Source organism: Infirmifilum lucidum (assembly GCF_014876775.1).
GTDB lineage: Archaea > Thermoproteota > Thermoprotei > Thermofilales > Thermofilaceae > Thermofilum > Thermofilum lucidum.
The window spans coordinates 1,489,499-1,507,551 of sequence record NZ_CP062310.1; the positions used below are offsets into that span (position 1 = coordinate 1,489,499).

General features: G+C 60.3%; 21 protein-coding genes. 12 read left to right on the forward strand and 9 right to left on the reverse strand.

The features are described from left to right. Positions 1–24: 24 nt before the first annotated feature. Positions 25–963 carry a carbohydrate kinase family protein gene (locus tag IG193_RS08405; protein WP_192818727.1) on the reverse strand — a complete coding sequence of 313 codons (939 nt, stop codon included), beginning with the start codon at positions 961–963 and terminating at the stop codon, positions 25–27. 2 nt (positions 964–965) lie between these two features. After that, positions 966–1,778 (reverse strand): class I fructose-bisphosphate aldolase, encoded by an 813-nt coding sequence (gene fba, locus IG193_RS08410; protein WP_192818728.1) that lies wholly within the window; start codon positions 1,776–1,778, stop codon positions 966–968. Positions 1,779–1,969: 191 nt separating this feature from the next. Here fba and IG193_RS08415 point away from each other — a divergent pair, with 191 nt between their 5' ends. Further along, positions 1,970–3,544 (forward strand): NAD(P)H-hydrate dehydratase, encoded by a 1,575-nt coding sequence (locus IG193_RS08415; RefSeq protein WP_192818729.1) that lies wholly within the window; start codon positions 1,970–1,972, stop codon positions 3,542–3,544. A gap of 43 nt (positions 3,545–3,587) precedes the next feature. Continuing rightward, positions 3,588–4,889: an MATE family efflux transporter gene (locus IG193_RS08420; RefSeq protein WP_192818730.1), complete on the forward strand. Its 1,302-nt coding sequence runs from the start codon at positions 3,588–3,590 to the stop codon at positions 4,887–4,889. Here IG193_RS08420 and IG193_RS08425 read toward each other — a convergent pair. Both IG193_RS08425 and IG193_RS08430 read right to left on the reverse strand, forming a co-directional pair. Continuing rightward, positions 4,886–5,890 (reverse strand): AIR synthase family protein, encoded by a 1,005-nt coding sequence (locus IG193_RS08425; RefSeq protein ID WP_192818731.1) that lies wholly within the window; start codon positions 5,888–5,890, stop codon positions 4,886–4,888. The genes IG193_RS08420 and IG193_RS08425 overlap by 4 nt on opposite strands. A 6-nt stretch (positions 5,891–5,896) precedes the next feature. Continuing rightward, a complete protein-coding gene (locus IG193_RS08430; RefSeq protein ID WP_192818732.1) occupies positions 5,897–6,385 on the reverse strand; it encodes an ECF transporter S component in 489 nt (162 codons plus the stop codon). Between the two features lie 96 nt (positions 6,386–6,481). On the opposite strand from IG193_RS08430, the gene IG193_RS08435 reads away from it, so the two are divergent. The 3 genes from IG193_RS08435 to IG193_RS08445 all read left to right on the forward strand — a co-directional run bounded on the left by IG193_RS08435 (position 6,482) and on the right by IG193_RS08445 (position 7,745). Then, positions 6,482–6,883 (forward strand): HEPN domain-containing protein, encoded by a 402-nt coding sequence (locus IG193_RS08435; protein ID WP_192818733.1) that lies wholly within the window; start codon positions 6,482–6,484, stop codon positions 6,881–6,883. Continuing rightward, positions 6,852–7,274, forward strand: a complete 423-nt coding sequence (locus IG193_RS08440) for a nucleotidyltransferase domain-containing protein (RefSeq protein ID WP_192818734.1) — start codon at positions 6,852–6,854, stop codon at positions 7,272–7,274. Before IG193_RS08435 ends, IG193_RS08440 begins: the two co-directional genes overlap by 32 nt. Positions 7,275–7,361: 87 nt before the next feature. Further along, complete coding sequence (locus IG193_RS08445) at positions 7,362–7,745, forward strand: hypothetical protein (RefSeq protein ID WP_192818735.1); 384 nt, start codon at positions 7,362–7,364, stop codon at positions 7,743–7,745. Here IG193_RS08445 and IG193_RS08450 read toward each other — a convergent pair. Beyond that, on the reverse strand, positions 7,723–8,454 hold the full coding sequence (locus IG193_RS08450; protein WP_192818736.1) for a class II glutamine amidotransferase: 732 nt from the start codon (positions 8,452–8,454) through the stop codon (positions 7,723–7,725). The two genes, IG193_RS08445 and IG193_RS08450, sit on opposite strands and share 23 nt — an antisense overlap. A 310-nt stretch (positions 8,455–8,764) precedes the next feature. Here IG193_RS08450 and IG193_RS08455 point away from each other — a divergent pair, with 310 nt between their 5' ends. Then, complete coding sequence (locus IG193_RS08455; protein ID WP_192818737.1) at positions 8,765–9,355, forward strand: hypothetical protein; 591 nt, start codon at positions 8,765–8,767, stop codon at positions 9,353–9,355. A gap of 69 nt (positions 9,356–9,424) precedes the next feature. Beyond that, positions 9,425–9,988, forward strand: a complete 564-nt coding sequence (locus tag IG193_RS08460) for a TMEM165/GDT1 family protein (RefSeq protein ID WP_192818738.1) — start codon at positions 9,425–9,427, stop codon at positions 9,986–9,988. Here the strand turns inward: IG193_RS08460 and IG193_RS08465 are convergent. Beyond that, on the reverse strand, positions 9,980–11,023 hold the full coding sequence (locus tag IG193_RS08465) for an iron-containing alcohol dehydrogenase (RefSeq protein ID WP_192818739.1): 1,044 nt from the start codon (positions 11,021–11,023) through the stop codon (positions 9,980–9,982). The two genes, IG193_RS08460 and IG193_RS08465, sit on opposite strands and share 9 nt — an antisense overlap. 93 nt (positions 11,024–11,116) lie before the next feature. Between IG193_RS08465 and IG193_RS08470 the strand changes: the two genes are divergently transcribed. Continuing rightward, positions 11,117–12,496 (forward strand): phosphoadenosine phosphosulfate reductase domain-containing protein, encoded by a 1,380-nt coding sequence (locus IG193_RS08470; RefSeq protein ID WP_192818740.1) that lies wholly within the window; start codon positions 11,117–11,119, stop codon positions 12,494–12,496. Positions 12,497–12,542: 46 nt separating this feature from the next. On the opposite strand, the gene IG193_RS08475 is transcribed toward IG193_RS08470, so the two are convergent. Next, a complete protein-coding gene (locus IG193_RS08475; protein ID WP_192818741.1) occupies positions 12,543–13,142 on the reverse strand; it encodes a diacylglycerol/polyprenol kinase family protein in 600 nt (199 codons plus the stop codon). After that, positions 13,139–13,966 (reverse strand): geranylgeranylglycerol-phosphate geranylgeranyltransferase, encoded by an 828-nt coding sequence (locus tag IG193_RS08480; protein WP_192818742.1) that lies wholly within the window; start codon positions 13,964–13,966, stop codon positions 13,139–13,141. The genes IG193_RS08475 and IG193_RS08480 overlap by 4 nt, the downstream gene beginning before the upstream one ends. Positions 13,967–14,075: 109 nt before the next feature. Between IG193_RS08480 and IG193_RS08485 the strand changes: the two genes are divergently transcribed. The 3 genes from IG193_RS08485 (at position 14,076) to IG193_RS08495 (ending at position 16,112) form a co-directional block, all read left to right on the forward strand. Continuing rightward, positions 14,076–14,552, forward strand: coding sequence for a hydrogenase maturation protease (locus IG193_RS08485; RefSeq protein ID WP_192818743.1), 477 nt, complete (start codon positions 14,076–14,078; stop codon positions 14,550–14,552). Between the two features lie 226 nt (positions 14,553–14,778). After that, positions 14,779–15,477 carry a hypothetical protein gene (locus IG193_RS08490; RefSeq protein WP_192818744.1) on the forward strand — a complete coding sequence of 233 codons (699 nt, stop codon included), beginning with the start codon at positions 14,779–14,781 and terminating at the stop codon, positions 15,475–15,477. A gap of 5 nt (positions 15,478–15,482) precedes the next feature. Then, on the forward strand, positions 15,483–16,112 hold the full coding sequence (locus IG193_RS08495; protein ID WP_218042139.1) for a hypothetical protein: 630 nt from the start codon (positions 15,483–15,485) through the stop codon (positions 16,110–16,112). A gap of 11 nt (positions 16,113–16,123) precedes the next feature. Here IG193_RS08495 and IG193_RS08500 read toward each other — a convergent pair whose 3' ends face one another. Further along, on the reverse strand, positions 16,124–17,539 hold the full coding sequence (locus IG193_RS08500; RefSeq protein WP_192818745.1) for a hypothetical protein: 1,416 nt from the start codon (positions 17,537–17,539) through the stop codon (positions 16,124–16,126). A 41-nt stretch (positions 17,540–17,580) separates the two neighbouring features. On the opposite strand from IG193_RS08500, the gene IG193_RS08505 reads away from it, so the two are divergent. Further along, on the forward strand, positions 17,581–17,874 hold the full coding sequence (locus IG193_RS08505) for a hypothetical protein (RefSeq protein WP_192818746.1): 294 nt from the start codon (positions 17,581–17,583) through the stop codon (positions 17,872–17,874). Positions 17,875–18,053 lie beyond the last annotated feature (179 nt).

Consider the following 18,053-nt stretch of genomic DNA (forward strand, 5'->3'; position numbering starts at 1 on the left):
CCGTAGAATTAGAAGAAGGGAAATTTATTCTTTAGTGCTGAAGCCTATCTTCTTCAGCTCGGCCTCGACCTCCTGCATCGACGGTATCTCGTGGGATCCGAGCCTGGTGACCTTTATCCCCGCGACAACTGTTGCGAATCTCACTGCCTCGCGCAAGGGGAACCTCCTCAACCCGACGAGGATCCCGGCCGCCAAGGCGTCGCCAGCGCCAGTCGTGTCCACGACTTTACCCGGCAGGTACGCCGGAACCTCGAACTCCTCGTCCCGCGTAGAGACGTAGACGCCCCTACTCCCGCGCTTGACCACCACTATCCTGGCTCCAGCCTCGTGGAGCACGTCCGCAGCCCTCCTTACGTCCTCCTCCCCCGTTATCTCTCGTGCCTCGACCTCGTTTGGCAGAACGAGGTCAGCAAGGGAGATTATAGGCCTGAGCTTCTCGAGACCCAGCCTGGCCTGAACCCTGCCCGGATCCCATGAGACGAAGACTCCCTTCTCGCGTGCGGCTCTCGCCGCGTGCGTAGCCGTGTCGAGCCTAAGGCTTGCAATGTGGACGGCCCTCGCTCTGTCAAAGATGTTAGTGTTAACCTCCTCTGGCAGGAGCTCCTCTGCAACCCCCTTAAAGCCGTACATTAATATCTGCCCTGTCGCGTCGATAACTACTATCGTGAACCCCGTCCTACCGTTCGTAGCCTGTATCTTCACGTTCGAGACGTCAACGCCCTCCCTGACGAGATCCTCAAGAGCATTTTTACCGAAGTCGTCGAACCCGACTTTCCCGATGACCGTTGACCTGCCGCCGAGCCTCCTCACGCCAATAGCGACGTTCGCCGCAGAGCCGCCTACACCGTGGCTCTGGCTGACTATGGCGCTCTCCCTGTCCGGCGTCGCGAAGCGGTCGACGCAGAACCTCAAGTCGAGGAGGATGTGGCCTACGGTGACCACGTCGTAGAGGCCCTGGGACATTCCTACTCAGCCCTCTTCAAAGCCTCTTCCGGCGACAAGCCCCCGTGGACTACGGCGGAGATAGCCCTAGCCGCCCCGCGGGGGTTCTCGTGCTGGAAAATGTTCCTGCCCACAACAACGCCCTGAGCCCCGGCATCCATGACGCTCTTCACCACGTAGAGGAAGTCGAGAAGCGTCTTCGCCTTGGCACCCCCACTCATGAGTACGGGCACTCCAGACGCGGTTCTGACCACTTCCCTGAAGGTCTCAGTGCTACCCGTGTAGTAGGTCTTTATGAGGTCTGCGCCGCTCTCGATTGCGGCTCTAACCCCGTAGCGGACGACCTCGACGTCGTACATGTTCTTTATAGCGGGGCCCCTGGGGTAGGAGAGCTGTAGGCAGGGTAGACCGTACTCCTCAGCCTCCCGCTTGACCGCGAACCACTGCCTCAGCATCTGGTCCTCGTATCTGCTACCCCAGTAGACTGTCGCCGCGACGGCGTCAGCCCCCAGCCTCACAGCGTCCTCCACCCAGCCGAACTGGCTCTGCAGGAGCTTCTCCTCCTCGGGCCTCAGGCTCGTCTTGCTCGTAACCTTGACTATCAGGGGAACCTTACCGGCCCACACTTCGCTCGTGAGATAGGCCATCCCGGGTAGGAGCATCACGGCGTCGACCACGTCAACGACTTTCTCGAGTATCTTCCTCGGATCAATAGTCTCGCCTGGGAAGTCTGCTGGCCCGTGCTCTACTCCGTGGTCGAAGGCGAATATCAAGCTCTTGCCGTCGGGCAGTATCCTCTTAAGCCTTAAGCGTTTGCCGACACTAGAGTAGCTCATGCAATACACCAACTCTATGGGGCTACTCCTACTAGAAATAGGATATGTAATTATGTGGAGTAATACCCTACAGTGGCTACCACACGCGCCAGGTTGTTCATTTTCACTTTCGCCATACACTAAGACCCCGTGGAGCGAACAGGACGCGTGGAAGGTATAATAGCCTGAGCGTGGTGGGATTATCGCCCTCTATGAAAGTTGCGAGCGTCTCCGATATTAAGAGGATAGACGAGCTAGCCAGCGCGCGCTACGGGGTCTCGCACGAGATCCTGATGGAGAACGCAGGCGCGGCCGTGGCCAGAGTCGTGGACATGGTGGCTGGGGTCCGGAATCTCCTTGTGGCCGTCGTGGCGGGAACCGGGAACAATGGAGGCGACGGGCTCGTCGCGGCCAGGCACCTCGCCTCCAACGGAGCCGAGGTCAGAGTGTTCGTGGTGGGTAGGGAGGACAAGATGACAGACCTTGCAAGAATCAACCTAGCCCGGGTGAGGAGCGCCGGCATACCAGTGGAGTTCGTGTCCGAGGAGAACATATCAGAATTGAGGAGCGAGCTCGAATACTCGGACGTCGTCGTCGACGCGCTGTTCGGCATTGGCCTGAACAAGCCTGTTGAGGGGGTCTACAGGAAGGCCATAGAGGCTGTAAACTCCTCGGGCGCCATAATAGTGGGCGTAGACATACCTTCTGGGGTGAACGGCGACACGGGCCAGGTCATGGGCGTGGCCGTGAGAGCAGATTATACTGTGACTTTCGGCCTGCCAAAGCCGGGGCTACTGCTTTACCCGGGGGCAGAGTACGCCGGGGAGATCTTCGTCTCCCGCATATCCTACCCGCGGGCACTGCTAGAGGATGAGAGCATACAGGTAGAGACGAACGACCCTGTCTTCATACCCCCCAGGAGGCCCGACACCCACAAAGGTGACTATGGCAAGGCGCTGTTTGTCGCAGGCTCCCGGCAGTACCTCGGCGCGCCCTTGTTCTCTTCTATGTCCTTCCTCCTCGCGGGCGGGGGCTACTCGCGCCTCGCAACGGTAGCCTCCATCGTCCCGCACCTCGGCTCGAAGGCCAGCGAGGTCGTGTACGAGCCCCTAGCCGAAACTGCCAACGGGACGGTAGCGTACGCCAACCTGGAGAGGCTACTAAAACTTGCAGAGTGGGCCGACATAGTCGTGGTGGGCCCCGGCCTCACGACGGAGGAGGAGACTTCTAGGCTTGTGAGAGAAGTCGTTGCCAGAGTGGACAAGCCCGTGGTAATCGACGGGGACGGGCTGACTGCTGTCTCGGCTAGCCCAGAGGTGCTCAGGAAGAGGAGCAAGCCGACAGTGCTCACACCCCACCTCGGCGAGATGTCGAGGCTTACGGGCGTGGGTGTAGACGAGATAAAGCAGGACAGGATAGGCGTCCTCAGGAGGGCTTGCCGGGATCTCAACTCGATAATAGTTCTTAAGGGGGCTCACACCCTAGTGGGGATGCCTGACGGAAGGGTCTACATAAATCTGTCCGGGAACCCCGGCATGGCGAAAGCCGGGTCTGGTGACGTGCTAGTCGGAACTATTGCCGCCATGTACGGTCTGGGCTTCCCGATAGAGGTAGCAGTCAGGATGGGGGTATTTGTCCACGGAGCTGCAGGCGACTACGTCGCAGCCAGGAGGGGCATAGACGGGGTGACCGCGACCTCCATCATGCATGCCCTGCCGCGAGTCCTGCAGGCTCTCAGGGAGGACATCGACGGGCTCTATGCGCTCTACGCGCTCCGCGAGCTGTGAAAAATTAAAAATTTTTTTATCCTGCGAGTCCCCGATTAGGGCGATGAGCCGTAGCGTCGGAAGCCTGGCTCTACCCATAACGATCAGCATCCTGGCAGACTCGCTACTAAGCGTGGTTGCGCTCAGTACAGTATCCAGGCTCTCGACAACCGCCGTTGCCGCCACAGGCCTCGCCTCCTACCTGTTCTTCCTGGTGAACGCCCTAGCCACAGTCTTCACTGGAGGCTTGATGGTCGTGGCCTCGCAGGCTATTGGCGCGGGAGAGGAGGGAACCGCGGGACGCGCTACCGGCGAAACTATCACCTTGTCCTTAATCGCGTCCGCGGCCTTCATGCTGACAGCGTCCCTGTGGCTCCCCCACTACCTAGCCGCCGTCTCCTCAGGCAACAGAGAGGTTGCAGCCATGGCGCTAGACTACGCGGTGGCGCGCCTCTTCTCGCTACCCGCGCTGATGCTCAACGTGAGCCTCAGTGCGGCTTACAGGAGCGCGGACAAGCCGTGGCCGAGCGCGTACTCCTCCGTAATAAGCGTAGCTGCGGGCTCCCTGCTGATACCTGCATTGACGCTCGGAGGCCCCGGCATCCAGGCTATGGGCTTGAAGGGGGCGGGGATTGCGATGACACTAGCGAGCTACGCGGGGCTGGTGGCCTACGCTGTGTGGAGGCCCCCGCTCAAGATAGTAGTTGCTAGGCCCAGCCTCCTGAGCCTCAAGGTTATCGCCCTCGGAGCCCCAACTGCGCTGGAGAGGCTCGTCGCGAGCATAGCCCAGAACATCTACATAAGCGCCGTAGCCAAGGCCGGGACTGAAGCGCTAGCCGCGCACAACATAGGCATAACAGTCGAGATGCTGGTGATACAGCCGAGTTTCGCCATAAGCCTGGCCGCGCTCGTTAGGGCAGGCCAGAACACGGGGTCGGACAGCGTTGAGGAGGCCGAGAGGAGCCTGAAAGAGAGCATCAAGGTCGGCGCCTCTTGGATGGGCCTAGCCGCGCTCCTACTGTCCTTGATCTCCCCCTATGTCGGCCCCCTTTTCACGAGCGACCCGGAGGTCGCGAGGTTAGTCCAGGTATACCTGCTTCTTGCAGCCGCGAGTGAAGTGGGCCTCGGGGTAAGTAGCGCAGTTTATGGTGCTGTGCGCGGAATGGGTAGCGTCTGGCTCCCCCTAGCCATCAATAGCTTCACGGTGGTCTTCTTTAGAGCGATCCCAGCGCAGGTTCTTGCCGACATGTATGGCGCTTTGGGCGCGTGGGTGACCCAGAACACGGACATATACGGCAGAGCCTTACTGGCACTCCTAGCCTGGAAGCTACTAGGAGCTAGAAGGCTCGCCAGGAAAGTGGTCTAGCCCTGCGATAGGAGCCTCCAGAGCTCGTCCGTTACGGGCTCCAAGATCTTTTCCTCCACTCCACCCTTCCTGACAAGGGTAAGCCCCTCACCCCTCTCGAGGCGCCCTATAGTCGCTGCTGGCACCCCGGCCTCCGAGAGCACTCCGAGAAGTCTCTCGGCACGGCTGGGTTCGACGGCAATGAGCAGAGACCCCGAGCTTATCAGCCTGAGAGGATCGCAACCGAGTACGCGGCAGATCTCGGCGGTCTCGGCCCTGACCGGCACCTGCTCCTCGAAGACTACAGCCGAGAGCCCCGACGCAATAGCCATCTCCTGCACTGCGCCGAGTACCCCACCTTCGGTCGCGTCATGCATCGCGTGGACTCCCCCCACCTCTACAGCGAGCATTGCCTCGCGCACGACGCTGAGCTCCCGAACGAACAGCTTCGCCCTCTCGAGCGTGTCCTCGCTGACTCTTCCCGCGAGCCTGTCCCCGAACTCGGCTGCGAGAATAGCGGTGCCCTCGACTCCAGCCCCCTTCGTGAGCACGAGCACGTCGCCTGGCCGGGCGTTGGCCGTGGAGACCACTCTCCCCTTCTCGGCGACGCCGAATGCCGTCGACACGACTATAGGCCTGCCTAGACCAGGGGTGACCTCTGTGTGGCCTCCAATAACCACTGCTCCTATCTCGTCAGCAGCCTCCCTGGCCTGCCTCGCTATCCCGAGCGCGTACGCTGGTGTGGAACCCTCGGGTAGCAGGATTACCGTTGTAAGCCACCTGGGCCTGGCACCCCTAGTCGCGACGTCGTTTGCGGAGACGTGTACAGAGTACCAGCCTATCCTCTCTACGGCGCCAGTTATAGGGTCTGAGTGCACCACGAGGACGCGGTCCCCGAGGTCTATTAGGGCCGCGTCCTCCCCCACGCCTGGGCCGAGGATGACCGAGGGGTCTGGCCTGGAGATGACAGAAAGAAGCTTCCTGAGCTCGCTATAGGGGAGCTTGCCTATTGGGAGAGACAAGGGGAGTCACGCCCCCTTGAGAGCCCTCTTAACCGCGGGACCAACAGTGCTGGCCACAGCGATGCCTGCAAGCGCCTGGAATACGTTCCCCGGTAGCTCTGCAAAAGCCCCAGCGCCGTACAGGACATACTCTACAGCAAAGTAGCCCAGAACCATTATAGCTCCTCCGAGCGCACAGCCTGCCAGCGTCCTCAACCTACCACCCTTCTGCGCTATGAGGCCAACAACGAAGCCCTCCAAGCCCTTAATCACGAGCGTGAAGGGGGCCCACCAGGAGTAGCCCGAGAGCACGTCGGCTAGAGCCGACCCGACGCCCCCAGCCACGGCCCCAACCAGGGGGCCGAATAGAACGCCGGAGAGCATGACCATTGTGTCGCCGAGGTTTATGTAGCCGCGCGTCTCGGGCACCGGGATCTGGACTATCATCGTGGCGACAGCCGTGAGAGCGGCCATCACGCTAGACTCAGCTACGAGCACAGCTCTTCTAGCCCTCATACGCTACTTGTCGTAGCAGAGCCCCTATAAGGGCTTTCTTGAACGTTCAATTAAACTGCAAAGCGTTATTAGGATGGATTCGTTAGATCTAAGGCTATGGGTAGCTGGGAGCGCTGGGTCGACTGGCTGGAAGATGCCGAGGACGACTTAGCCGCCGCGCGGGAGCTCTTCAGAGTCGGCAGGTACGCGAAGGTGTGCTTCCTAGCCCAGCAGGCCGCCGAGAAGGCTCTCAAAGCCCTCCTAATGAAGAGGTTGGGCGTTTACGAGAGAACGCACAGTATAGCCGCGCTAATAGAGAGGGTCAGGCGCTCTGTGGACGTGCCAGGCGACTTACTCGACTACGGCGAGTTACTGGACAGGTACTACGTGCCCTCCAGGTACCCTAACGCGTGGCCGTCGGGCTCCCCGAGCAGGCGCCTCAAGGAGAGCGACGCCAGAGCAGCCCTCGAGGCTGCGGTGAGGATCCTTGAGTACGTCAAGGGGAATATACAGGCTTAAGGAGCTAAACCCGTCTCTCGACGTCGGCGAGCTCTCCGTGCTGCTCGGATCCCTCTCCTCGGGAGCGCTCTCGATAACAGTCTATGGCTCAGCCGCTAGGGGCAAGTACGTGCGCGGGCTCAGCGACGTCGACGTGTTGGTGGTGACGGCCGGAGAGCCCCCCTGCAGGGCCAGAACCTTTGGCCTATCACTCGGCGACGTGAACGTGGTGTACATGTCCAGGGAGGAGTTCTGTGGGGCCCTCACCTTAGGGAACCAGATAGCCCTAGAAGCTGTCTCTGCGGGGGTGGTTGTATTTGGGGAAGACCCCAAGAACCTGTGTGGGAACCCACCGGAACAAGAGAAGTCTCCACCCGTGGGGTTAACGCCAACAACCTGTGGTCGGCACTAGCCCACGAGTAGAGGCCCAGCGAAGCCGCAAGCTGGGACAAAGACATAATAGACTGCTAGAACCACAGTCGCGTTGTAGGGGTGGGAGGTGGACGAGATAGCCAGGAAGGCCAGGGAGGTTCTCAGGGGGAACCCGCCTCCGGAACTAGAGTCGCTTGCCCTGGCCTACAGGCAGCTCAGGTCTGAGTTCCCCGGGAAGAGTGAGAGCTGGTTCTACAGGGCCGTCTACAGGGCTCTGGCTGGAGTCGAGACCCTCAGGGAGGGGCACTGGCTCGTGAAAGGGTTCCCGGAGCTAGGGGACTCGAGGCCCTTCTACAACGTGTGGCTGGCTGGCGGCAGGTACAAGTGCGACTGCTTCTACCACGCCCACGGGTATTCCCGGGAAAGAGGAATCTGCACGCACATTGCCGCCGTCATGCTCTGGAGGCGCCAGACTAGGCTCAGCGAGTTCAGCCCAAGTGGTAGACAGTAGGGGTCAGGGTTCTGTCGACTACCACGAGTTTCCCGTTGCCAACCCTCTCCCATCCCTCCAGCCCCCCGAGCGGTTGAGACGCTACAGCCACCAGCTCTACTCCTTCTATCATGAACCTCCCTATGTACATCGTGTAGTACTCCGTATTCGTGCTCCGGAACTTGTTTAGAGCGTATAGCCGCGAGCCGTCGCTGAATACAGAGTTGATGCTCGTGTACTCGAGCCTGTCAACCTCCGAGACCGCCAGCGCCACGCCCTCAACAGGATCCCTGGCCTCCTCGACAAACTTGAGGATGAGGTGGAAGAACGCCTCGGAGTCTGTCTTGCCCTGGAGCCTAGAGGCTCTGTCGCCCAGTAGCCGTCTCAGCTCGCTGTAGCTCCTAACAGTGCCGTTGTGGGCGAAAGCCCAGCCGTCGGCTACGAAGGGGTGGGTGTTCTCGTAGTTCACCTCGCCGAACTCCGGGCTAGCCTTGCGTATGTGGGCTATGGCGAGCATCGAGTTGACCTGCTGTAGCACCTTCCTGGCGTTCTCGGACTTGTACAGCGCCACACCCTCTTTGTAGAGCTCCCAGCCAGCGCTACTAGTCCACGCGACACCCCAGCCGTCATTGTGGATCTGGGATAGAGTGTAGAGGTTGGCCTCCCCGGAGAAGAACGCGAAACTAGGGTTGACAGGCCTCCTGGCGATGTAGCCGAATAGCCTGCACACAACTCCTAGCACTACACGTGGTTTTTTAAAGTCTTGCTCAACGCTGACCAGTACACAGTGGTTGAGCTACGGGCGACCGGCTGGTAGCTGGTTCTTCTAAAGAGAAGTACCACAGCAGGCCCATACACCTGACTCAACAGGCTTCTCTCAGCAGTTGGCGGCCACAGCGTCTCACCCCCAGCAGTCCACCTTACTCAGACCCCCAAACAGCAATCTAGTCACGCCCCCGCTCTCAGGAGCGGGGGAACTGTGGGAGGGTCTTGCTCGTAAGTAGATTAATAAGCTTCCTGTTACAGTTCTTAGGTTAGGGATGGAGCTAGAGTTCCTGATCGGCTTATTGAGCGTCGTGGCAACAGTAGTCACATCCACGGTCTCCCTAGCGTACTGGCTCGGGAGGAAGTTTTCGGAGATAGATGCCAGGTTCAGGGAGGTGGACTCGAAGTTCGAGAGGCTAGCTTCAGAGTTTGACTCAAGGTTCAAAGAAGTTGACTCGAGGCTCGAGAGCATTGAGAGGAAGATAGGTAGCTTGTCTAAGGCGTCTAGTGAGGCTTACAGGACGGTAGTGGACTTCCTGGCCCTTAAGGGCCTCCTTGAGAGGAGTGAGGCAGAGTACCTGGTCAAGAGAGTCGAGGGGATGTTTGCCTTGCTGCCGCGAGCGAACCCGCTCACAGAGGAGGAGTTGAAGTTCGTGAAGGAGTTTCTGGCTAGGGCGTCGAGAAATGTCGACGAGGTGACGGTAGACGAGGCCGAGAAGGCATACGAGATAGGAGTTAGGCTCTTTGCCGACGACGGGGACTGGAGGGGCTACATGCTGGCTATGGCTGCCGCCTACGTTAGGGGCTACCTAGTCAGCAGGGAGGTGAGGAGAAAGAAGGAAAAAACCCCTGAGCAACGCACCTAGAAGCTTAGCTCTATGTGGAAGCAGGCTCGCGCATAAAAGCCTATATAGGTGGCCTTGTTCTCAGGAGCCGTGTCAGAGAGGTTTGTCGGGGCTATTGGGGAGTCATGTGTCTCAGTATTCCTCGCCGAGCTGGGGGACAAGACTATGCTCGCTACGGCTGTTATGGCCCTACGCCACAACCCGGTACACGTACTCGCCGCGTCGCTACTGGCATACTCCTTTGCGAACATTGTACCGGTGTTTGCCGCGTCGAGCCTAGTCTCCCTCGTATCCAGCTACGCCTGGCTACTCAGAGTGCTGGCAGGGGCGCTCTTCGTCGCACTAGGAATCGCCAGCCTCTTCTCGAGGGTGAGGGCGTCTGAGTGCGAGAGCCTGGGCGCGACTTTCACGGCGCTACTACTCTCAGAACTCGGGGACAAGACCCAGCTGGCGACCATAGCTGTGGCTCTAGCCTCTGGAAACCCCCACGCCACGCTAATCGGTGGCGTGCTGGGCTACCTCGCCGCAAATGCCATGAGTGTCCTCGTGTCGTCCCGTGTATCGCGTAGAGTAAGCCTAGACGTGCTGGGGAAGGCCTCGGGCGCCCTCTTCGTAGCGCTGGGCATTGTAGTAGTCCTTTCAGCGCTACTCTGAGCCCACCGTCGCCGTGATGGCCTCGCGCGCCTCCCGCTCGCTCAGGTTCAACTTGTGGAGTATTGTGTACCTCTGCCTCAGCCTGGGCGCCTCGAGGAGCGCGCGGGCGGCTTCCTCGACGGACAGGCCTATCTCCCTTACGCTCGTCGGGGCGCCTACTCTCTTCAGCGCATCTCTAAGCCTCCTCCAGTCAATCCCGTGGAGGTAGGCCGACACGATGGAGCCAACTCCCACCTGCTCGCCGTGCAGCCCGCCTCTCTCGGGGTAGAGTTTGTCGACGGCGTGGCTGAAGAGGTGTTCTGCCCCGCTACAGGGCCTACTACTGCCAGCTACAGACATGGCCATACCAGCCATCAGGCCTGCCTCGGCCAGGACGCGTAGCCCCCGCGTAGACCACCTCGAAACCTCTTCGATGTTCTCTAGCACCATGGAGGCGGCTGACTCCGCGAGCCTCAGGGAGGACTCGGGTATATCCTCGCCCCTCTCCCGGATAGCCAGCCTGGCGTCAGCGACGCTAGTCACTTTCGCTACGATGTCCCCAACACCGCTCGCGAGGAGCCTCCTGGGGGCCTTCGAGACTACCTCCAGGTCGACTATAACGGCCCTCGGGGGCGCTGTGAAGAGGGAGAGGGGGTTGCCCCCGTCGTCCTTGAGGGCTACGATGGGGCTCGCGAAGCCGTCGTGGCTTATCGACGTCGGAACGCTGACGAAGGGCTTAGAGGACTTGTAGGCCAGGTACTTACCCACGTCGACAGGCCTACCGCCGCCCATGCCCAACACACAGCCGAAGTCGCCCCAGGGGATCTCTACATGTAGCTTGTCGAGCGTGGGCTGGTGGTTAGTGGCTACTTCCACGAAGCCTACCCTGATAGAGTTGCCGCCCAGGAGCCCCTCGATTCTCCAGCCGAAGAGCTTCTTGACGGTAGAGTCCGTGACTACCAGCGCCGAGGAGCAACCCACGTCGTGTAGGGCCTCGGGGAGGCTCTCGAAGGCGCCCTCGCCCATGGATACGATCCACGGCAGCCTAAACTTCAAGCACAACCACTATATCAGGTCTCCAGCAATCCCTTAAATAACTCTTATCCTGTTCCCGCGGGTCTGGCTTGTGGCGCCGGGCGGGCAATGTTTTTGAGACTCCCTAATAGAGAGTCTCTGGGGCAGAGAACTATTAGGCGTGAATGTACAGCCCACCCGCTCGTCAGGGTCGTCGTTAGAGCTAGAAGCGACGCAGACGCGCTGGAGCACGCCCTCGGGCGGTACGTCGGCCTGGAAGCTAGAGTCGAGACGCTAGGGGGCGCTAGGGAGCCTAGCGAGGCGGAGAAGCTGCTAGACCGGGGCTTCAACGGCCTGACAATCGTCATGCTCGGGAGAGACGACGAGAGGCTCAGGGTGCTCGAGGGGAAGTACCCCTTCAACTACGTGTTCTATGTGGTTCCCAAGGCTAAGCCGAGGAACGAGCACATACACAAGCTGCTAGAGCACTACCTGAAGGCGAAAGCCGTCTTCAGGCTGTCGATAGGGTGGCTGGACGAGAAGAGATCCTACGCCATTGGGGGCGGCAGGCCCCTCGAGGGCTGGGAGCCGAACCCGAGGTTCGACGCCTACCTCGCGACCGCTGGGATGAGGGAGCTAGCCGGGAGGATCTTCGGCGTGAAGCCTACGCTGGTGCTTAAGAGGCTTGAGGGGGAGCACTACCTCTACTCTGGCCCGAGGGTGGTGGCGAAGGTCAAGATGAGCTACGAGGGCCTAGGGGTTCCCTTCGAGAAGCTCTCGCAAGCTGAGTCGGATTGCGCGAGCATAGAGGAGCAGGCGCTACTGAACCGGGAAGCCCTCGAGAAACTGGAGTGCGGGAGCGTCGACTTCCTGAAGGGCCTCGACGCGGACTACGTACTCGTGCCCTGGAGTGGTGGGAAAGACAGCACGGCGGCGCTCCTGCTGGCCAGGAAGGCGTTCGGGGCTAAGGCTACGCCAGTGTTCGTGGACACGGGCATGGAGTTCGACGAGACGCTGAAGCACGTAGACAGTGTCTCGCAGCTCCTGGGGGTAGACCCCGTACGCGTCCGGGCGACGGTGCGGGAGGCGCTGGAGGCCGGGGCGTCTCTCCCGACGGTGACAGACAGGTGGTGCACGAAGCTCAAGGTCTCGGCCGTGCAGAGCCTCATAAGGGAGTATGCCAGGAGCGGTAGAGTCCTGGTCGTGGTCGGAGACAGGGAGGCAGAGTCGCCCTCGAGGCTCGAGAGGCCGGCCATCATAGAGCACGAGGATCACGTGGAGGCGGCCCCCATAAAGCTGTGGAGCGCAGTGCACGTGCAGCTGTACTTAGCCCTGAACAAGGTTCCCGTCAACCCCCTCTATGAGTACGGCTTCTTCAGGATAGGGTGCTATATGTGCCCAGCGCTCAGGAGCTGGGAGCTGAACGTAATGCTGCGCGACGGGAGACTGAGCTACCTACAGGGAAAGCCCTTCTTCCGCAGCTTCCTCGACTCCAGGGTGAAGCGGCAGGACTAGCCGCCGAGGCCTGGCGCACACCCCGTAGGCCTGCATGTGGCCGGGGCTATCTTGCACCAGCTAGTAGTTGGAGCGAGAGGGCTGCTGTGACAGGAACCGTAAGCTCGTCTAGGGTCGACAGAGGCGTGGCGAGCTCAACCGCGGCAGACAGTAGAGAAGCTAGAAGAGCCGCCTCTACCCTGACGCCACAAATGAGTGTAGAGGCCATGGAGGCGAGGAACATCCCGGCAAACCCCGTGAGCGTCTTGTTGCTTAGGGGAACCCTAGGCCCACCCAGAGCCTTACCGAAGATAGCGGCCGCGGCGTCGCCGAAGCTCGACACCATGACGGTGGCGGCAGCGAGGTGCGGCTCCATGAGCCACACTACAGCTGTAGTCACAGCCCAAAAGTACACAGTGCCAGTGAAGTAGCCTCTCTCCAGCTCATCTCTCCTAGCCATGAGCCTGTACGTGTGCCACGCGATAGGGATCCTCCAGTTGAGCTTGAGGCGGAGGGAGGCTTCATTCAGCGCGTAGAGCACCAGGAAGAAGCAAGCGATGGCCGTGGCATAGGGGTTTCCAAGCCACACTACGACGGGTATGGCCATGAAGCCGGGAATCGCGTGTATAGACTTCCTCCTGATCTCGGCTACAACCTCCTCCCTCACGCGCACCGCCCCAGCGAGAAGGCCAGCAGCCCCATGAGTATGGGAAGCTTCAGGAGCCTCGTGGAGCGCCAGGCCCTGGAGACGGGGTCTCTGCGCGCGTACAGTAGAGTAAGAGCTACCGGCGCGTCCACCCCGAGAACCGCCAGTAAGAGGTACAGGGCGCCGTAGCCGTAGAGCAGGGGTAGGGGGCTGAGGGCCACCACGGACAGCAACGTAAGGGCTGAGGCCGTAAATGCCGCTCGGGGTCCCCGCGTGGAGGCCAGCGTCCTGTAGCCGGCACGCAGGTCTCCCGAGATGTCCTCTAGCCCTTTCATAAACTCCCTGCCGAGCACTAGGAGGAAGGCGAAGAGGGCCGGCAGTAGCGACCAGAGGGGCTTTGGCGCCGCGAGGCCCCCATAGACGATGTTCAGGCTCGAGAGAAGAGCTATTGTGATGTTCCCGGAGACGCCCGTGGCCTTGAGCGAGACGTCGTAAAGCACGAGGAGGAGAGAGGCAAGAGCCGCCAGAATACCTGCAGGCAGGCTGTGGGCAAACCCTAGAGCAGTGCCACCCAACACAGTTGCCGCCGAGAAGGCCAGTGCGTCTTCCCGCCGGATGTAGCCGCGGGCAACAGGCCGCCAGGGTTTGTTGATTTTGTCGGCCTCGACGTCCATGACGTCATTTAGTGCGTTCCCCCCAGCGGCTATGAGGGGAGCCGAGGCCACTAGAAGCCACGGCGGATCCGAGACAGAGCCCCCTCCGGCCACGTAGCCCGTGAGAACTCCGAGGGCTATTACAAGGCAGTTACCGACCCTGGCTAGCCTCAGCCAGTCCTGGACAGTCACAAAAACCAAATCTTGGGCAACGAGTTAAATTTGACTACGACGGTAGACGGAGAGCAGGCGTGGGGGCACGGTAAGTTATATAGTCCGGCCAACCTGTATCAGCCGGTTGATGTCGACAGCCCTGGATAGCCTGCTGGAAGAAGTGAGGTCTGCTAGGAGAGTAGTGCTCGTCGGCCTCGGCAACACCCTGAGGGGTGACGACGGCGTAGGCGTGTTCATAGCCAGGAGGCTCGCGAAGAGGGGGCTGAAGGACAAGGTGGTCGTAGCCGGCCCGAACCCCGAGTTCTTCGTGCGCGAGATAGCCTCGAGGGAGCCAGAGCTCGTCGTGTTCCTGGATGCCGTAGACGCCGGCCTGCCGCCAGGTAGCGTGGTTGTGGCCCCCATCCCGGGCGGCGAGGCTAGGGTACCCCCGCTCAGCACGCACGCAATCCCCCTCTCGCTACTCGTCGAGGCCCTGGGCGTTAGGGCCTACCTCCTTGGGGTGCAGGTCGAGGACACCGAGCTCGGCTCCCGCATGTCGCCTAGAGTCCGGAGAGCCGGAGAGAGCCTAGCTGAGAAACTGCTAGCCGCTCTCGCAAGCAGGTAGCTCAGGCCCAAAGCAATATTTTATAGGCAACAAACGTAGCATTGTACTGACGCAGTAATGGAGCTAGACTACTATACTGGGGAGACAGCCGGGGAGCGGCTCCCAGAAGCCTGTAAACAACCCCCTGACGGTTGTGGGGGTCGTCCCGCAGCTCTTCCCCTGAGAAGTCCGGCGAAGGGGGCCTGGGCGTAAAGCTTTTACGGAGACACGCCGAGTTTTGTCTCGGATGATCACCGAGAGAGTGCTAGCTATCGTCCTAGGGGTTGTAGCGTCGCTGGCGATAGTTTTCGCGGCTGTTAGCCTCAAGGCCCCCCAGCAACCGGTACCACCTCCCCCACCGCCTACGCCTGTCAGCTATGCCCAGGGAGGCCAGCCACCGGCTCAGCTTGACAGCTCGGAGCTCTCCAAGGCCCTTGAAGTAGCCCAGAGGGATCCCGTGCTCTCGCAGGTTCTCGGCAAGACTAGCTGGCGTGTCCTGCATTCCGGCCCAGTAGTGCAGGGTGGGGCTAGAGTCGGGGCCGTACTCGTACTGTCACTCTCTGAGCCTGTAAAGCTGTCAGGCGAGTTCACCCTGATGAACGGCGAGAAGGTGAGGGCACACCTATGGACCCAGACTATCACAGTGAAAGTCAACTTTGCCTCGGGCACTGTTGAGGCCATAGACCCCTCACTGGCTAAGCCCCCCTCTGATGTCGTCAGCGCTGAATGGGTTGCTCCTGCAAAGGCTAGGTGTAGTAGCTTTGTCTCGTCGCTGGGGGTTAAGCCGCTGAAGGTGACCCTAGCAGCAGTATACGAGACCGGGAAGTACCCTGGAGGGCTTGCAGTCTTCCAAATTGAGTTCGAGGGGGGTGAATACGTAGTCTCCTACGACGTCGCGAGGGGCGTCGTAGTGAGGGAAGCATCCGGGCCTGTGATTAAGAAGTGATGGATGTGAAGCTGAGGCATGTTGCCGTACTACTGCTCTTGCCTTTTCTACTTGTAGCTGTAGCTTCCCGCGAGGCCACTACGAACAATTTAACGGTGCTCGCCATCGCCGAGGACAGGTTCTACAACTACGACTTCACTTCGCAGTATGTAAGCCCGGGCAGTGTAGACTGGCCTGTGTGCCTAGTCTTCTACGGGAACGCCTACGTCGACAAAGTCAAGAACATCTACTGGGGTGTAACTATCTTCGCAAACCCGATGTACGCGTACCTCAACGACGGCTCGGGCTGGGCTTGGGACACAGATAGGGGGACGAAGGGGGTATTCTACTCGAATTATCTTAACCAGTACGTGTACCTCCACATGCGCGTGTACGCCCCGAACCCGCCGGACTACATGGGCAACAGCTACTGGGGCAAGTACGTCATAGCCACGGCGCACTACGACCAATACCCCCTCGAGAGCTGGAGCGGGTACACGGAGTACGCCGAGAGAGACCTGGCCTCGATAGCCTCCTCCAAGGGCTACACGGTGTACGTAGACTGGGCGTACTTCTATAACCCCGAGCCCTACAGGGCTGAAGGCAACCACATCTGGCTCAACGGCGGCTACGCCACAGCAGTGTACGTGCCGTGAGTAAACCTAAATTACTTCTTTTTCCTGGCGTAGTTCCTCAAGTGGCACAGCATGGCGGCTAGCTGTACAACTGCGTAGTGTGCCTCGGGGGTCGTAGCCCGCCTGAAGTTCTCCTTAGCAACGTGCTTTATGTCTGTGTACCTGCTCAGAACCATGCCCTCCCAGAGGTCGACGGCGTGGCGATCCGCAGACAGTATCGTCGCCTCCTTGAGTAGCTCTGGGTCTATTGCTGGTATTGCCATGTCGCAGTTCACCGGGTTGCTTGGCACCCTCGACGCGTAGTTCTCGAGCATCTCGAGCGCGAGCTTGACGCAGATCAACTGGTACTTCACGCACGGCGACCTGCTCCGGGCGAGCTTGTCGAGCACCTCGTACCTCACGCAATACGGTACCATTACCCTCGGCCCACCCGGCCTAGCCAGGTTGTGCACGCCCTTGTACACCATGTTCGTGTCAACCACGTAGACGCCGCGAGGGTCGAGGTTCAGGACTTCGAACCCCAGGAGGCTGTAGAACTCAGCGAGGCTCTTCTTGAAGGCCTCTTCCTTGAAGGCCTCGTACCTGTACAGGCAGGCGTCGCGTCCCCCAGCGAGGACGTAGAAGGCCTCTAGCAGGAGCCGCTGGAGCGCCTCAGGGGAGTGGGAGCCAGCGCTTATCGAGGCTCTAACGCTCTGTTGCATCGAGGGGGGCACGGGGAGCCCTCTCAAGCCCTGCTGGCGCGGGGTCTCAGCGAGCTCGCAAATCTTTACGCTGGAAGTCGGCGTCCGGAGGTACACTAAGTTTAGGACTTCCTTCTCGCCGAGCTCCTCCCGTAGCTCGAGCGCCAGCTCAGGGGTGCTCGTGTCATTAACCCAGAGCCCCTGGAGGGAGGCGTTTAGTTTCAGGCACACCCTCGCTATTGCTCGTGAGAGCTTCGTGTTGATATAGGTGTTGTCCTTAGTCCCCAGGAAGTTCTCAGCTTTCCTCGAATCGAACCGGCTCAGGGCAGTGTCTACGGGGCCGCCAAGGACAAGTATCGGCTGGAGATACCTGGGGACGTAGGGGTAGAAGAAGCCGCTCCACGGGCCGAACGGGAACATCACGTGCGCCACCCGCGCGCCAACACTATCCGCGGCGTGTGTGAGGGCAACTGCCCCTAGGACTGAGCCGGCTGTCGGCACCGCGATGCTGTCGGCAGTGAGCGCCTTGACGAGGACATCTATAGCCCCCGAGAGCGTGCCCGGCAGGGGCCTGAGCGAGACGTCTACCCCGAAGAGCCCGTTAATGAAGCCCTTCAGCCTCTGAGCGTCAGCCTCCGCAAAGCCACTATAGAAGACTTCCACCTCTCCAACCCTAAACGACTCCAGGACACGCGCAACGCTAGAAGCCCCCGACTCGAAGGTGTAGGAGGGGGAGCCCAGAACGAAAACAGCCTTATCCAGCGCCATGCCGCCCTGAACTAAACAGCTGGAAACCACACAATAAACCTTTGCCTGCAGCTCCCACAAGCCCACCCAAACAGGTGTTAAACGCTGCCAGCCTGCTTTCCCCGGGCTTCCCCCTAAGTTTCCTAAGCTCCTCCTCGAGCCCTGTTGCCACGGTGCCTGGACTGACCCTCGAGAGCTCCTCCCCTGAGAACTTCAAGGCCTGGGGAACTGATGGCGCCTCGGGGGCAATTGACCTCGCAGTTATTGCAGCCCGCTATGCAGTTGTAAGGCTGGAGCACGATGGCTTTCTCTCTGTCGAAACCCCAGAACCGGGCACCATGCCCAGGAGGCCGTAGTCTAGCGCCCGGCGGCCGTAAAACATTCGCTTTTCTAAGGGATGGAAATAAGTGCCGACCCACGCTCGCCAAGGGAGTAGCGAACGAGGCCGCGCTTGAATACTCAGACACTGACTGCTTCTTACTCCTCAGGGCCAAATGCCTCGTACCAGCATTGATACTCCAAGTGCCCCGGGGGG

Coding starts and splice junctions, on each gene's coding strand:
- fba (WP_192818728.1), bottom strand. CDS start 1,778: ATGAGCTACTCTAGTGTCGGCAAACGCTTAAGGCTTAAGAGGATACTG.
- IG193_RS08490 (WP_192818744.1), top strand. CDS start 14,779: ATGATCACCGAGAGAGTGCTAGCTATCGTCCTAGGGGTTGTAGCGTCG.
- IG193_RS08420 (WP_192818730.1), top strand. CDS start 3,588: ATGAGCCGTAGCGTCGGAAGCCTGGCTCTACCCATAACGATCAGCATC.
- IG193_RS08485 (WP_192818743.1), top strand. CDS start 14,076: ATGTCGACAGCCCTGGATAGCCTGCTGGAAGAAGTGAGGTCTGCTAGG.
- IG193_RS08430 (WP_192818732.1), bottom strand. CDS start 6,385: ATGAGGGCTAGAAGAGCTGTGCTCGTAGCTGAGTCTAGCGTGATGGCC.
- IG193_RS08435 (WP_192818733.1), top strand. CDS start 6,482: ATGGGTAGCTGGGAGCGCTGGGTCGACTGGCTGGAAGATGCCGAGGAC.
- IG193_RS08455 (WP_192818737.1), top strand. CDS start 8,765: ATGGAGCTAGAGTTCCTGATCGGCTTATTGAGCGTCGTGGCAACAGTA.
- IG193_RS08415 (WP_192818729.1), top strand. CDS start 1,970: ATGAAAGTTGCGAGCGTCTCCGATATTAAGAGGATAGACGAGCTAGCC.
- IG193_RS08405 (WP_192818727.1), bottom strand. CDS start 963: ATGTCCCAGGGCCTCTACGACGTGGTCACCGTAGGCCACATCCTCCTC.
- IG193_RS08500 (WP_192818745.1), bottom strand. CDS start 17,539: ATGGCGCTGGATAAGGCTGTTTTCGTTCTGGGCTCCCCCTCCTACACC.